The sequence below is a fragment of the Micromonospora sp. CA-263727 genome (assembly GCF_050942455.1).
In the GTDB taxonomy this organism is placed as follows: Bacteria; Actinomycetota; Actinomycetes; order Mycobacteriales; family Micromonosporaceae; genus Micromonospora.
Window position 1 is genome coordinate 2,904,801 of record NZ_CP192031.1, and the last position, 14,505, is coordinate 2,919,305.

13 protein-coding genes and 2 pseudogenes are annotated in these 14,505 nt (G+C 68.6%); 7 read left to right on the forward strand and 8 right to left on the reverse strand.

The window, feature by feature from the left end:
• Positions 1 to 285: 285 nt before the first annotated feature.
• Positions 286 to 1,011 (forward strand): annotated as a pseudogene (locus ACQPYA_RS12935) (IS701 family transposase); the annotation flags it as partial.
• Positions 1,012 to 1,261: 250 nt separating this feature from the next.
• A pseudogene (locus ACQPYA_RS12940) lies at positions 1,262 to 2,564 on the forward strand (IS256 family transposase).
• A gap of 24 nt (positions 2,565 to 2,588) precedes the next feature.
• Here the strand turns inward: ACQPYA_RS12940 and ACQPYA_RS12945 are convergent.
• Entirely contained in the window at positions 2,589 to 2,927 is a 339-nt protein-coding gene (locus ACQPYA_RS12945) for a VOC family protein (protein ID WP_433532825.1), read from the reverse strand.
• Between the two features lie 107 nt (positions 2,928 to 3,034).
• Here ACQPYA_RS12945 and ACQPYA_RS12950 point away from each other — a divergent pair, with 107 nt between their 5' ends.
• Positions 3,035 to 3,415, forward strand: a complete 381-nt coding sequence (locus ACQPYA_RS12950; protein WP_433532826.1) for a winged helix-turn-helix transcriptional regulator — start codon at positions 3,035 to 3,037, stop codon at positions 3,413 to 3,415.
• A gap of 914 nt (positions 3,416 to 4,329) precedes the next feature.
• Entirely contained in the window at positions 4,330 to 6,501 is a 2,172-nt protein-coding gene (locus ACQPYA_RS12955; RefSeq protein ID WP_433532827.1) for a hypothetical protein, read from the forward strand.
• On the opposite strand, the gene ACQPYA_RS12960 is transcribed toward ACQPYA_RS12955, so the two are convergent.
• From ACQPYA_RS12960 to ACQPYA_RS12975, 4 genes are all read right to left on the reverse strand, one after another.
• Complete coding sequence (locus ACQPYA_RS12960) at positions 6,464 to 7,765, reverse strand: hypothetical protein (RefSeq protein WP_433532828.1); 1,302 nt, start codon at positions 7,763 to 7,765, stop codon at positions 6,464 to 6,466. The two genes, ACQPYA_RS12955 and ACQPYA_RS12960, sit on opposite strands and share 38 nt — an antisense overlap.
• Positions 7,747 to 8,307, reverse strand: coding sequence for a hypothetical protein (locus ACQPYA_RS12965; RefSeq protein ID WP_433532829.1), 561 nt, complete (start codon positions 8,305 to 8,307; stop codon positions 7,747 to 7,749). Before ACQPYA_RS12965 ends, ACQPYA_RS12960 begins: the two co-directional genes overlap by 19 nt.
• Before the next feature lie 231 nt (positions 8,308 to 8,538).
• On the reverse strand, positions 8,539 to 8,754 hold the full coding sequence (locus ACQPYA_RS12970) for a hypothetical protein (protein ID WP_433532830.1): 216 nt from the start codon (positions 8,752 to 8,754) through the stop codon (positions 8,539 to 8,541).
• Positions 8,755 to 8,880: 126 nt separating this feature from the next.
• On the reverse strand, positions 8,881 to 9,186 hold the full coding sequence (locus tag ACQPYA_RS12975; protein WP_433532831.1) for a hypothetical protein: 306 nt from the start codon (positions 9,184 to 9,186) through the stop codon (positions 8,881 to 8,883).
• A 122-nt stretch (positions 9,187 to 9,308) separates the two neighbouring features.
• On the opposite strand from ACQPYA_RS12975, the gene nhaA reads away from it, so the two are divergent.
• Complete coding sequence (nhaA, locus tag ACQPYA_RS12980; protein ID WP_433532832.1) at positions 9,309 to 10,523, forward strand: Na+/H+ antiporter NhaA; 1,215 nt, start codon at positions 9,309 to 9,311, stop codon at positions 10,521 to 10,523.
• Between the two features lie 94 nt (positions 10,524 to 10,617).
• Here the strand turns inward: nhaA and ACQPYA_RS12985 are convergent, their stop codons facing one another.
• Genes ACQPYA_RS12985 through ACQPYA_RS12995 form a run of 3 tightly spaced genes read right to left on the reverse strand, consistent with a single transcriptional unit; the run spans position 10,618 to position 12,826 of the window.
• Positions 10,618 to 11,340, reverse strand: a complete 723-nt coding sequence (locus ACQPYA_RS12985) for a hypothetical protein (RefSeq protein ID WP_433532833.1) — start codon at positions 11,338 to 11,340, stop codon at positions 10,618 to 10,620.
• On the reverse strand, positions 11,337 to 12,128 hold the full coding sequence (locus ACQPYA_RS12990; RefSeq protein WP_433532834.1) for a hypothetical protein: 792 nt from the start codon (positions 12,126 to 12,128) through the stop codon (positions 11,337 to 11,339). The genes ACQPYA_RS12985 and ACQPYA_RS12990 overlap by 4 nt, the downstream gene beginning before the upstream one ends.
• Positions 12,125 to 12,826, reverse strand: a complete 702-nt coding sequence (locus tag ACQPYA_RS12995) for an ABC transporter ATP-binding protein (protein WP_433532835.1) — start codon at positions 12,824 to 12,826, stop codon at positions 12,125 to 12,127. The genes ACQPYA_RS12990 and ACQPYA_RS12995 overlap by 4 nt, the downstream gene beginning before the upstream one ends.
• A 121-nt stretch (positions 12,827 to 12,947) precedes the next feature.
• Between ACQPYA_RS12995 and ACQPYA_RS13000 the strand changes: the two genes are divergently transcribed.
• Complete coding sequence (locus ACQPYA_RS13000; RefSeq protein WP_433532836.1) at positions 12,948 to 13,802, forward strand: sensor histidine kinase; 855 nt, start codon at positions 12,948 to 12,950, stop codon at positions 13,800 to 13,802.
• A complete protein-coding gene (locus ACQPYA_RS13005) occupies positions 13,799 to 14,473 on the forward strand; it encodes a response regulator (protein WP_433532837.1) in 675 nt (224 codons plus the stop codon). Before ACQPYA_RS13000 ends, ACQPYA_RS13005 begins: the two co-directional genes overlap by 4 nt.
• Positions 14,474 to 14,505 lie beyond the last annotated feature (32 nt).

The window sequence follows — 14,505 nt, forward strand, 5'->3', positions numbered from 1 at the left end:
TCCGGAGGATGCCCCGACCACGCTGCAAAGCCGAGGCAGGACGCGGCACCGGTCCCAGGCGTCAATTCCGGCGGATGGTACTTTTCATCGTCTGGAGATTGGGTTTCAAGCAATCCAGCCTTCGCCATATCGCGCGGGTCCCACGACGCGTCACGTCAACGCCTGACCATGACCGCCGGTTTCCTGGCATGCTCTTGTCCCCGATCACCTTTCAGCTACGGGTAAGCCATCAGACCCAGGAACCTCCCTCCAGTTCCTCCCAGCTGAGCTGGGGATACAACAGAGCGCCTCGCGGCGCACCAGCGCCAGTACTCCGGCACGGCCGGGCGGACGGAGAACTGCCAGCTCGGGGTGTTCCTCGCCTACGCCAGTCCGGCGGGGCGCACGCTGATCGACCGGGAGCTTTATCTGCCCCGCCGCTGGTGCGACGATCCCGCCCGCCGCGAGGAGGCTGGCATCGAGGCGGGCGTCGGGTTCGCCACGAAGCCTGCGCTGGGGCTGCGGATGGTCGAGCGCGCTGTCGCGGCGGGGCTGCCGGCGCGCTGGGTGACCGCGGATGAGGCCTACGGGCAGGACTCGAAGTTCCGGACGTGGTTGCAGCAGCAGCGTATCGGCTATGTCCTGGCCGTGCCCCGCAACCAGCGGGTCCCGACCACGGCCGGCAACTCGCGTCCGGACGTTCTCGCCGCCGCCGCGCCGGCTCTGGCGTGGAAGCGTCGCAGCTGCGGCGACGGCGCCAAAGGGCCACGGCTCTACGACTGGGCCGTGGCCTCTCTGCCCGGCACCGTCGACGGATACGGGCATTGGCTGTTGATCCGACGCAGCATCACCGATCCCACGGACCTGGCTTACTACCTGTGCTTTGGCCCCGCAGGCACCCAGGACGAGGACCTGATCCGCATCGCTGGGACCCGGTGGGCGGTCGAGGAGTGCTTCCAGACCGCCAAGACCGAGGTCGGTCTGGACCACTACCAGGTCCGTCGGTACGACGCCTGGTACCGACACATAACACCACCACCCGACCCTTCGACCACATGCATCGATGGTCACGATGGCGACGCCGACACCAATACCGCGCCAGAACAGGCCACTACCAGCGAAGACTCCAGCTCCACCAGGTGCGGCTGAAGTATCAGCGCCCCGTCGCAGCCATGGAATCGATAATTCGGTCGACCAATTCCGGTACCCATTCGACGTACTCGACCTCGGCCCCGGGACTGTAAAAACAACGGTGTAACTCCTGATCAAGGAGACGCACCTGATGACCATGACAACGGACGCCGTGGATACTGCCGCGGTGGCGAAGAAGAAGCAGGGCCTGGCGCTGCCGGTCGGGGTGAACGCCGACCTGATCGGCCAGCTCGTCGAGCAGGCCCGGACCTCGGGCCTGCAGCTGACCGGCGAGGGCGGGCTGTTGCAGCAGCTGACCAAGCGGGTCCTGGAGGCCGCGCTCGACGGTGAGCTCACCGATCACCTCGGCTATGACAAGCACGACCCGGCCGGTAAGAACGGCGGGAACTCGCGTAACGGCGCCCGCGCCAAGACCGTGCTCACCGACATCGGCCCGGTCGAGGTGACCGTGCCGCGTGACCGCGACGGCAGCTTCGAGCCGCAGATCGTCCGTAAACGCCAGCGCCGGCTGACCGGGGTGGAGGACATGGTCCTGTCGCTGTCGGCGAGGGGCCTGACCACTGGTGAGATCAGTGCTCACCTGGCCGAGGTGTACGGCGCTGAGGTGTCGAAGCAGACGATCTCCACGATCACCGACAAGGTGATGGACGGGATGGTCGAGTGGCAGAACCGGCCCTTGGACCGTGTCTACCCGGTGGTGTTTCTCGATGCCATCAACGTCAAGGTCAGGGACGGTAAGGTCGCGAACCGGCCGATCTACGTGGCTCTGGCGGTGACCGTCGACGGCACCCGCGACATCCTCGGGCTGTGGGCCGGAGACGGCGGTGAGGGGGCCAAGTTCTGGTTCTCCGTGTGCACCGAGTTGAAGAACCGCGGCGTCGAGGACGTACTGATGGCCGTCTGCGACGGCCTCACCGGCTTGCCTGACGCGATCAACACCGGTGTGGCCGCAGGCCGTGGTCCAGACCTGCATCGTTCACCTGCTGCGCAACTCGTTTCGTTACGCGGCCCGCCAGGACTGGGAGAAGATCGCCAAAGCGCTGCGGCCGGTCTACACCGCACCGACCGAGGCCGCCGCGACCGAACGGTTCCTGGAGTTCGCCGAGATCTGGGGCAAGAAGTACCCGGCGATCGTCCGGCTGTGGGAGAACGCCTGGGCCGAGTTCGTCCCGTTCTTGACCTTCGACACCGAGATACGCAAGGTCATCTGCTCGACGAACGCGATCGAGTCGGTCAACGCTCGCATCCGCCGGGCCGTCCGGGCCCGTGGGCACTTCCCGAACGAGCAGGCCGCGTTGAAGTGCGTCTACCTTGCCGTGATGGCCCTGGACCCGACCGGCACCGGCCAGCGACGCTGGATCACCCGCTGGAAAGCCGCCCTGAACGCCTTCGAGATCACCTTCGAAGGCCGCCTGTCCGCAGGCCGCAAGTAACCCACTCAAGATCCAGTTACACCGTTAACTTGACAGTCCCTCGGCCCCACCTGCATGTCGGGCGTAGAGGTAGCGGCCGGTGGGGCTGGTCGCTTCGGGTGTGGTGATCTCGCCGCCTGCGGCGGTCAGCCCGGCGACGACCGCGTCCAGATTATCGACGATCACGGTAGCGGAGGCGTGCGCGTAGCGGGCCCGTTCCTCGGGTGGGCCAGCGATCACCAGGAAGTGTCCGATCGCGGCCAACTCGATCCTGTCGAAGGCGAACCGCAGATCCGGCTCCGCGCCGATCAGGGTCCGCAGCGACGGCAGCGAGGCGTCGAGTTCATCAACCCAGAGCCGGGCGTACGTCTTCAAGACGGCCATATCCACTCCTGTACGTTGAGATTGCCGACCAGACCGTAAGGCAATAGCTACGGATGGGGTAAGTACGCACTTTTTGGTAAGAGGCGCATGCGAGGGAGGGCCGGCGAGTGGACGAGCCGTTTCCCGGCACACCGATGGCGACACACGTAGCCCAGGTGCACCTGGTGGCCCGCGAGGTGTTCGGCGTGGTCGGCAGCAAATGGGCGGTGCCGGTCATCGAAGCCATTGGCACCGACACGCGCCGCTTCGGTGAACTGCACCGGCAGGTCACCGGCATCAGCCACCGGCTGCTCACCGCCACCCTGCGACAGTTGGAGCGCAACGGAGTAGTCGACCGGAGACTTCATCCCACCGTGCCGCCACGCACCGAGTACCGGCTCACCCCCGCCGGTCGGGAACTGCACAACACGATCAACGGTTTCTGCCGGTGGAGCCGCCACCACCTGGACGAGGTCCTGGCCGCACGCCGCCGGTTCGAGCAGGCATGACATCCACATTCCCCGGCAACACTCCCGAGGAGCCCTTTCCAACCTGATCTTGCAGTTCGGCGCGGGTAGGCGCCGCCCAATGATCGATAAGGGTGAGGATCCAGGTAAGACAATAAATCGACCGAACCAGATGCCCCAACACGGGAGCCTCGCCCGTGCCGTACGAGCAGGTCGACCGCCGGGCTCGTCACGTCGCTGGGGAGGGGGGCAGTTGGGCGGCGCCGCCGTACGCCAGGAACGCGCTTTCATGAGCGCCGACCGTTCGATGCGACCCGCACCGGACGGTCGCACGCATCTGGACTCGCCCCGGCGGCGACCGGTTATAGGTCGACGCCCCGGGCACCGCGCACCGCCGCGCTTCGACGGCGACGCTGGCGGCTGCCGGCGGCCGGTCGCCATCAGCCGGGCAGTCAGCGTGCGGGCTCAGCCTGACGAGGTGCGCCACCCGGTCCGGGTCCGGTAGAGCCCCAGTAGGTCGTGTTCGACCAGATACTTCTCGTCGTGCAGCGGATCGGCGGGTTGCTGGGACGGGGAGAGTCGGCCGCGATCTGCCCGGGGTGCGTGTCCTCCCAGTCGGTGATATCGCGCAGCAGCCGACGCCAAGGAGACTGGCGGCGGTGACGTGCAGTCCGTTGCGGAAGCCCGATTGAGGGGACCGCCGGTGCGTGACGGGATCATGCCAGCGTTCGTTGGTCTGGGATGTGCAGGATCCGCTTGGGACGGACGAGGCTGGATGATCGCCGGGCGATGTACCTCCAACCGGGATTTTGTCCCGACCGCGGAATGCGGGCGTGGCCTGTCTGTTGCCGATGTAGCTTTCCCCGAGCTGCTCTTCGTTGCGTCAGGTCGCTTGCTGTGACGCTGCTTGAAGCGAACCATTCGGTATTCTTCCACTCGTCGATGCGGGAGGTGCTGTGTTGCTCGAGGACGGGATTGCCGGGGTCGGGCGTGGCGTAAGCAACGAGTTGAGTGGCACCGTGATCGGTCCGGCGGTCATGGCGGGGCAGATCAACGACCTGCACGTTCACCTCGCCTCGCGGGTGTGGGTTCCGCCGCACCAGTTGCCTCCTTTGGGCGTCACAGTCGTCAACCGGAGCGATGAGCTGGCCGAGATTGAGCGGGCGGTGTCAGCGGCGAACGGGCCGAACGCCCCGGTGGTGGTGCTGTGTGGGCCCGGCGGGGTCGGGAAGACGGCGTTGGCGCTGCGGTGGCTGCACGCGAATCGGGCGCGATTCCCGGACGGCGAACTGCGGCTGGATCTCGGCGGGGGTGCAGGCGCTTTCCTGCCGCCGGGTGAGGCGCTGGGCACGCTGTTACGGGCATTGGGTGTAGCGGCGGAGGTGATACCGCCGTCGGCAGACGAGCGGGCCGGCTTGTATCAGTCACTGATCTTCAAGCGCCGCGTTGTCGTGTTCTTGGAGAACGCGGCTACCGCCGCGCAGGTTCGTCTCTTGCTGCCGGCTGGGCCGGAGGCGGCAGTGATCGTGACGAGTCGTTCGCGGCTCAGTGGGTTGGGCGTGGTGGCTTCGCCGGTGCTCATCGAGGTTGCGCCGTTGAGAGAGGACGCGGCAATCGACCTGCTACGCAGCAGGATCGGTGCGGTGCGCTTGGATCAGGAGATCGTGGCGGCGCGGCAATTGGCGGTTCTGTGTGGACGCTATCCGCTGGCGTTGTCCATCACGGGCGCGCGGCTGGCGGGCCGAACCAAGACGACGATCGCCACCGCAGTGCGAGATCTCGTTCAGGGACGCCACCGGCTGGTGTCGATGGCAGCAGTGGGCGACGATCGGTCTATGGCCAGTGCGCTCGATCCGTCGTATGCGTCGCTGCCTCCGCAGGTGGCCGTGTTCTGTCGGGCTGTGGGCTTGCATCCGACGCCGGAGTTCTCGTTGGCGGCGGCGGCAGCGGCAGGTGGTGTGACGGAGGATGAGGCGGAGGCGTCGCTGGTGGTGTTGACCGAGGACGGCCTGCTGACCGAGGTGGAGTACCGGCGGTATCGCTTTCACGATGTCCTGTGGCTCGATGCGGCGGCACGCGCGGCGAAGGATCCGTACCCAGTTCGCGCCGCGGTCCTGCGCCGACTCGTCCAGTGGTACCTGCGGCAGGCTGCCATGGCTGACCTGATCGTGAAGCCCGACCGTTGGCGGGTTGGAGAGATCTTCGAGGAACTGCGCGGGTCACCCACGTCGTACGCCGACCGCAAGGAGGCCCTGGCATGGTTGGAACTCGAGCGGGCGAACCTCGTGGCGGCCGTGCTCATCGTCGACGAGCCGTTTGGGGACTCGGACCGACGCGCAGTCGACGAGTTGGTCTGTCAGCTGTGCGTGGCGTTGTGGGGGTTGTTCTTCGCGATTCGAGACTACGAGGGCTGGATCGCTACCCACACGGCCGGGATCGCTGCCGCCCGGCGGCTTGGTGATGGGCTTGCGCTGGCGAAACTCTACTGCCAACGCGGTTTCGCGTACCTGGGGCGGGGCGATACGGAGGCGGCGAGAGCCGACTTCACCGAGGGGCTGCACGAAGCCGAATCGGTGGGCGATCCGCAGGCGAAGTCGACAGCGGTGGAGTCGTTGGGTCTCGCGGCGTTGCAGGAGAAGAGGTTTACCGACGCGCTCGCCTGTTTCGATCGGGCTCTCGAGATTGCCAGGTCGGCAAGGCTGGCCCGCCTGGCAGTGGCTTTACTGGTCCATCACCGCGGGCGGGCGCTCAGCGGTCTCGACCGGCATGGTGAGGCGCTCGCAGTGTTTGACACGGCGCTGGCGGAGATGCGGGCCGTCGGAGACCGCTACAACGAGGGTCGGGTTCTGACGAGTCGCGGGTTGACGCATAGTCGGGTGCACCGTCTCGACGAAGCAGCCGAGTCCCTGGATGCGGCGATCACCATCATGCGGGAGGAGTCGCTGTTCCAGACCGCGGAGGTCGCGGTGGCGCTGGCCGATGTCGCCGAGCAGCGGGGTGCTGTCGAGCGAGAGCGGGAGTTCCTGGATGAGGCGCTCACCGCGTACGTGCGCCTCGGCGCGCCGAAAGCAGCTGCGGTCGCGGAACGCCTCACGAGGCTGTCGTCCGCGGTTGAGCCGGCGGAGTGATCGTTACGTCATGTCGCGCATCGTTGACGATCACCGCAACCGTGGCGGCACGTTGGTCGTCGTGGCCGGCGGTCATCCAACCGTATGCCACGGACGCGAGGAGGGCTACATCGACGGATGGATCGACCGCGGCCAGTTCGACCAGCGGACCGCCACGGAGCGCGACGACGCACCGGCCGCAGGCTAGCTCAGCAGCAGCCATCAGGGCGCCGGGGTAGCGGGTCAGCGCCTGACGGGCTGCGGCGGCGGGCAGGCCGGCGGTGTCGTCCGCTCGGAGGATGATCAGATCAGCCAGGTGGAGCAAGGCGGGGTCGTGGTGACCCGTCTCCACCATCAGATGGCTGTCACCCGTCATCGGCCGAGTCAACGTCAGTTCCGCCGGGAGTCGCTCGATTCGAAGACTTGAACCGAGCTTGTCGGTGCCGGTGCGGACCACCTGTGCGGTCACTGCCGCCGGTCGCAACTCTCCGCGTCGGGGTACCGGCACGATGGCTGTGACGGCGGGGTGCCGTGGTTCGTCAATGCCGAGCCAGCGGTACAGCAGACCGCGTAACAGCGACGCGGATCGGCCGGGCTCTGATGTGGCTTCCGCCAGGATGTCCGCATAGGCGTCGGCCGCGGGCTTGGCGATGACCCCGTCCAACTGCTCGGTCAGTGAGCGCCCCGGACGCAGCCGCGGCGCTCGCCCGACGAACCTGGCGATCGGTGAATCAGGGTCCATCCCGGCCGAGTGGTCCGCCGCGATCAGCACCGGTACTCCGAGCGCTGCGGCATACATCGTCACGGAGCCGTGATCGCCGACGACGACATCGGCGGCGAGCAGCGCGGCACGCCATGACTCCCATGGCGGCACGAGGACCATTCCGGCCTGGCGGCAGCGAGCCAGCCACGCGCGGGTCTGCCACGGCGAGTGCCCATGCCAGATGTTCGGGTGCAGGACGGCAGCTACGGTGTAGTTGTCCAGCGGTAACTCGGCGAGCAGCCCTTGCAACAGACCGGGATCACGGCCGAGCAATGACCTGGATCCCCAGGTGGAGCTGACGACCACGAGCCGGCGACCGCTCGGGAGGCCGAACGCTGCTCGGTACGCGTTGCGCAGGTGCCGGCTGGCGACCAGCCGGTCCAGGCACGGGTCGCCGGCGACCACCGCCACGTCGAGCGCCTCCCGGCAGTAGCGACCCAGCCGGCGGAGCTGCTCCTCGTGCGAGAGGACCAGCGCTGACGGGACCACCGCACCCTCGTGCATCAGCCATTCGGCGGCCAACCCGAAGGCTCGGCGCTCGGCGCTCGGCGCTCGGCGCTCGGCGCTCGGCGCTCGGCGCTCGGCGCTCGGCGCTCGGCGCTCGGCGCTCGGCGCTCGGCGCTCGGCGCTCGGCGCTCGGCGCTCGGCGCTCGGCGCTCGGCGCTCGGCGCTCGGCGCTCGGCGCTCGGCGCTCGTAGACACTTATTATATCCCAAACCGTGTGGAACTATGACAAGCGGCGCGTTGAGCTGGTGGAGATCTCCGCCGTGGCTGGCGGAGACGGCGAGGTCGAAGCGCAGGCGTACCGCCCGCTTCCAGGGGATGGCGATGCAGCCGAGTTCCCGGAGCCTGTCCGTGATGCCGTGTTCGAATGGGCTCGACCGGGTGACCGTGAAGACGACCTGCACGCGGGGATCCGACTCCAGCACCGCCAACACGTCGACCAGCCGGGTCAACGCGGTGACGTTGTGGACCACCGCCAGCACCGTCCGGCAGTTCTTCAGAGTCAGCCAAGCGGCGGCGCTGGCACTGACAGGGAGTTGGTGCCGCTTGCCTCTTGCCACGTATCCCTCCCAGCGCCGTCACCTCGACCGGAGGTCGCACTGTACCGGGCAGCGGCGCGGGCCAGTTGGTACCGCCCATCCGTCGGCTTGCTGGAACCCCTCGGACACGGAGAATCGGATCCATGAACGTCTCCCGGACGCGGTTCTGGCGACCGCACCGGGCGCCGCCGTATCGAAGTTGGTGGCGGCCGGCGTCGACCACCGCTTGGCCGGGTTATGCCTGACCTACCGTCACTGGCTCTTGCGCAGCTCCAAGGTCACGCCAGCGTGATCGCGGGTGTCGAAGTAGCAGAAGCCTGAGCCATCGTCGCGACGTCCCCGCGCGATGACGGCCAGGCCGAGGGCACGTGCCCGGCTCTCCGCGACACCCAGGTCGGGCGACTCGAACCCGAGGTGGTAGACGCCCTCGCCGAACTCGTTCAGGAACCGGCGTTGGGGTGAGTCCATGCGGGGCGGCTAGCACAGTTGGAGTTGGAAGTTCTCCAGGTTGGCACACCGGTAGCGCATCGTCGCCGACGCCTCGTCATTGGGCACCTCGTACTCGACGTACGGGCTGCCCTTCGGGTAGTCGAATCACGGCCCGATGCCGACGCTCTCGTAGTAGGCTACGGCGCTGTCGAGGTTGTGGAAGAGCACGTCGAGATGGTCGCGGCGGTGTTGGCCCCGGCGTTGCCCGGCCGTGGCGTGACGGCCAGCAACTTCCCGCTCGTCGGCGATGTCGTGCCAGGACGAGGTGCGCAGGAAATCGGCGGTGTCGACCCCGTTTGGAACCGCGATCACGGTGTAGTAGGAGCGGATCGGTGTCTCCGGGGAGATGCAGACCTTGGCGGTGCGTGTCACGCCACCGATGTCGAACGACTTCGTCCAGTAGCCGGTCATCTCCTTCGGCAGTTTGTTGACGCGGGTGTAGTCGTAGGCCGGGAACGGGCGGCCGTCGAGCGGCCGGGGCGCTCCGGGTACCGCCCCTTCGTGCGGGCCCGGGGGTGCACCGAGTCGGCGACATGCTGCGCACCGAAACCGTTGCCGGCGCCCTGCTCCTGGCCGCCGCCGTAGTGGCGTTGGTTTGGGCCAACTCGCCGTGGTCGGACAGCCACCTGTCGTTGAGCGAGGTGCGCGTCGGGCCAGCAACGTGGCACCTGGACCTCTCCCTGGCGCCGTGGGCGGCCGACGGGCTGCTGGCGGTCTTCTTCTTCGTGGTCGGACTGGAACTCAAGCGCGAGTTCGTCGTCGGCGAACTCCGCGATCCTCGACGCGCGGCATTGCCGGTGGCCGCTGCGATCGGTGGAATGACGGTGCCCGCCACGATCTACGCGGTATTCAACGCCGGCAGCCAGGATGGTGCGCTGGCGGGTTGGGCGATCCCCACCGCGACGGACATCGCGTTCGCTCTCGCGGTGTTCGGCCTCATCAACACGCATCTGCCGGTGGCGATGCGGACCTTCCTGCTCACCCTGGCCGTCGTCGACGACCTGCTGGCGATCGGGATCATCGCCATCTTCTACACCAGCGCCCTGCGGCTCGATGCGCTGGCGCTGGCACTGGTACCACTGGCAATCTTCGCCCTGTTGGTGCGGAACCGGGTGCGGACCGGGTGGATCCTGTTGCCGTTCGCGGCAGCGACGTGGGCTCTCGTGCACACTTCCGGTATCCACGCCACCGTCGCCGGCGTGTTCCTGGCGTTCACCGTCCCGGTGTCTCGACAAGGGGACGATGCCGGACGCGGTCCGGCGGAGCGGTTCGAGCGACGGCTTCGACCGTTCACCGCGGGGGTGGCGTTGCCCATCTTCGCGTTCTTCGCCGCCGGGGTGTCGTTCTCCGCTGCTGGCGGCCTCGCTACGTCGGTGACCGACCCGGTGTTCCTCGGCGTGGCGACCGGCCTCGTCGTGGGCAAGACAGCGGGAGTGTTCGGTGCGACCTGGCTGATGCGGCGGCTCGCCGGTGCCCAACTCGGCGACGGAGTCGGTTGGTGGGACGTGTTCGGCCTGGCGGTGTTGGCCGGAATGGGCTTCACGGTCTCACTGCTGATCGGTGAACTCGCCTTCGGCGCCGGCAGCGCCCGCAACGACTACAGTAAGATCGGCGTCCTGGTCGGATCGTTGTTGGCGGCGATCCTGTCCACGCTCGTCCTGTGCGCCCGCAACGCCCACCACCGGCGAGTGGGAACGCTGGCGGCTCGGACCGACGCCGGCGGCGTGCCACGCCTATCCCGAAGCTGAAGCCATTGAAGGCCGACGAGCACCCGGTCCTAGTTCTCAGGACACGTTTCGATTTGGTCACCGGTGCCAGCTCCGGCATGGGCCTACCCGGTTCTCATGCGTCACGTCGAGCGAAGATCACACTCGCCGCGCTGCCGGTCGCGGTGATCCAGGCGAGCAGGATCAGCGCGCCGGTTTCGGCGGTGAGCACCGTGTCTGCGGTGGGGAGGTAGAGCAGGCTTCCGGCACGGTCGGGGAGCCAGCGCGCGTGCTCGGTATAACCAGCGGTCAGGGGAGAGACGATGAGCACGAGGGCGAGCATCGTTACCAGCGGCGGGATGAGCGAGCGGAGCAGGACGGTCAGGGCGAAGCCGAGCAGTCCGATCAGCACGAGATACCCGGCAGCCCCGACGAGGGCCCACCCCTCCACGCCCCCGGTCGGCGCGGGGTCGCGGGTGGCGAGCATGGTCGCTGCCGCCGCCCGGCCCGCACCGACCGCAGCGACGCTGGTGATAGCGGCTGCGGCGAGGTAGGCGAGGGTCTTGCCGGCGAGCAGCAGCGGCCGGTTTGGTGTCGCCGTCAGGGTGGTGCGGACCTGGCTGCCCTGGTACTCCGAAGCGGCGGTGAGAACGCCCAGGAGGATCGTGCCGACTTGGAGGAACGGGATCGTCAGGAGCGTCACCCGCACGGCGTCCGTCTCGTCGGTCGAGGATGCGGCGACGGCCGCGGTCAGGGTGACCGCTGCGGCCACGGTGCCGAGCGCCGTGGCGAGCACGGCGGGCAGGCCGCGGAGCTTGACCAGCTCGGCCGCGATGGTGTTCCCGAGTGCGCGGGTCATGCGTCGCGGCGGGTGAACACGACGCCCGAGACTGCGAGGAGCGCGATTGCCCACGCGGTCATGACGAGGCCGCCGGTCAGTGGGTCAAGCGCGTCCTCGAACATGCCCCAGGGGTCGCGGGCGAACAGGCGCATCCCGGCGAGGTCGGGTAGCCAGTAGGCCAGTGGGGTGAGGTTGGTCAGCAGCAGCGAGACGGACACGAGGGAGCTGTTGGCGATGAGCACGATGAGCGGGATGATCCCGCTGCGGGTCAGGGCCGTGATCGCCAGGGCGATCAGCCCGGTCAGTGTCCAGTAGAGGGCCGCGCCGAACCCGCGCCCGAGTGTGTCGGCATCGTCGGGTGTGGCGCCCGCGTCGCCGACGATGAGGTGCGCCAGCGCGAGGCAGGCGGTGATCGTGACGGCGGCGGTGGCCGCGATCAGCAGGACGACGGCGGAGGCCTTCGCGGCGAGGACCGTGACCCGCCGAGGGGTTGCGGCCAGGGTCGCGGTGATCTGCCTCCCGCCCCCGGCGTCGGGGCTGTTGGCGGTGTATTCGCTGCTGATCGCCACGACGCCGAGGATGACCGCGCCAACCGTGCCGAGCGGGATCGCGGAGAAGACCGCCTCGACCGGGGAGGTGTAGGCGACCGATTCGAGCTGCCCCGACTGGATCGCGCTGCGGACGTTGAGCGTGTTGAGAAGGGTGATCCCGAGCGAGCCGAGCGCCGCGATAGCGATCGCGACCAGCGCGGCCGGCAGGGTGACGGTCTTGCGTAGCTCGGCGGCGGCCGCCCGCGCCAGGATCACCGTGCATCCCCGGTGAGGCCGAAGAAGGCGTCCTCCAGGGTCGCGTACCCGGCGGTGACCTCGGCCAGCGGACCGGCCTTGACGATGCGGCCTGCGGCGATGACCACGAGGTCGTCGGCGATCTCCGCGACCTCGCTCATCAGGTGGCTGGACAGCAGGACTGTGCCGCCCGCGTCCGCGTGGCCGCGCAACAGCCCGCGTATCCATCGGATGCCCTCGGGGTCCAGGCCGTTCACCGGCTCGTCCAGCACGAGCGCGGCGGGCTCGCCCAGCAGCGCGGTGGCCAGGCCGAGGCGCTGGCCCATGCCGAGGGAGAAGCTGCCGACGCGGGTGCGGCCCGCGTCGGCAAGGCCGACCTGTTCGAGCACGGCGTTCACACGGCGCTTCGGGATGCCGTTGCTGCGAGCGACCCATCCCAGGTGGTTCCGGGCGGTGCGGGAGCGGTGCGCGCCGGAGCCGTCCAGCATCGCCCCGACCGTGCGCAGCGGATCGCGCAGGCCCCGGTACGGTCGCCCGTCGACCAGCGCGGAGCCCGCCGCAGGGCGGTCCAGGCCGAGCAGGATGCGCAGCGTCGAGGACTTGCCCGCCCCGTTCGGCCCGAGAAACCCGGTCACTCGGCCGGGCAGGGCTTGGAAGGTCACGTCGGCAAGCACGGTGCGGGAGCCGTGGCGTTTGGTGAGGCCGTCGATCGTCAGCATGGCTCTCATGCCAACAGGCGGAGGCCATGTCGTCATCGGGCCTGGGAACGGTCGTGCTCGGTCTAAGGTCTCTCAGACCCAGGACCGATACCCGAGTGCGGGCCGAATCTAGACTCGATTGATGGACACCGGCAGACCGACGTGGCGCTCACGCGCCTGGCTGGTCGCCGCCGGGGTGCTGTTCGTCCTCGCTCTCGTGCTCACGATGGTCGGCGTCGACAGGCCGGCCGTGGCCTGGACTGTGGCGCTCACCGCGGCCGTGCTCGCTGTCCTGGTGCTGGCCTGGGCACTACAGCGCACCAGGGCGCAACGCCGACGCTACGAGGAGGAGTTGGCGGCATGGGCAGGCGAGCGGGCGGCGCAGGCCGAGCGGCTGAGGATCGCCGCCGACCTGCACGATCTGGTCTCTCACGGCCTCGGGCTCATCACCGTCCGCGCCGCCGTCGCCCGCACCCTCACCGGCCCGGACGGGGAGAATGAACGCGCGGCGGCCCTGACCGATATCGAACGGGTCAGCCGCGAGACCACGACCGAGTTGCGCCGCATGCTCGCCGTGCTCCACGATCCGGGCGCTGCGCCGCTGCGCCCGGCCAACACCCTCGACGACCTCGCCGCGATCGTGCAGGAGGCATCCGCCCTCGGCGTCACCACCACTCTCGGCGTCGATGGCCCGGGCGAGGTGTCGCCGGGCGTGCAGCTCACGGTCTGCGCCGTCGTCCGCGAGGCCCTGCACAACACGATCCGGCACGCAGGCCCCACCCACGCCCACGTCGGCGTGCACCGCGACGGGGAGACCATCGTCGTGGACGTGCAAGATGCCGGCCCGCAGCGATCATGGCAGCCACAGCCCGGGGCAGGACACGGCCTCGACGGACTGCGCGAGCGCGTCACCGCCCTCGGCGGCACCCTCGACGCCGAGCCCGACGAGCACGGCTTCCACGTCACCGCCCGCATCCCCGACCAGGAGCGGTCATGACCGCAGCACGACCCCTCGGAACCATCCGGGTGCTGATCGCCGACGATCAACCCCTGCTGCGGCACAGCCTCGCCATTCTCATTGACGGCACCATCGACCTCGCCGTCGTCGGGGAAGCCGGCGCGGGCGAGGAGGCCGCGAACCTCGCCCGCGAACTCGTCCCCGACGTGATCCTGATGGACATCCGCATGCCCGGCGGGGACGGCATCGAAGCCACTCGCAAAGTCACTTCTGACCCCGCGCTGTCCGGCTGCCGGGTGCTTGTCCTCAGCATGTTCGACCTGGACGAGTACGTCTACGGGGCGCTACGCGCCGGAGCCAGCGGCTTCCTCCTCAAAGACGCCTACCCCGACCAGTTCCTCGACGCGATCCGCCGCACTCACAGCGGCGAGTCCCTGTTCGCGCCCGCGATCCTGAACAGGCTCATCGAGCACTACACCAGCCGCCCTGCCACACCGCCGCGACGACTGGACGGGCTCACCGAACGGGAAACCGAAGTGCTCGCCCTCGTCGCCCGCGGCCTGTCCAACGATGAAATCGCCGCCACGCTCACCATCTCCATCAAGACCGTCAAGACCCACATCGGCAACCTTCTCGCCAAGCTCCACGCCCGCGACCGGGCTCAGCTCGTCATCACCGCCTACGAGAACGGCCTCATCACTCCCGCCTGATTACAACCTCATTCCCGCTCCCCAACCGGGGA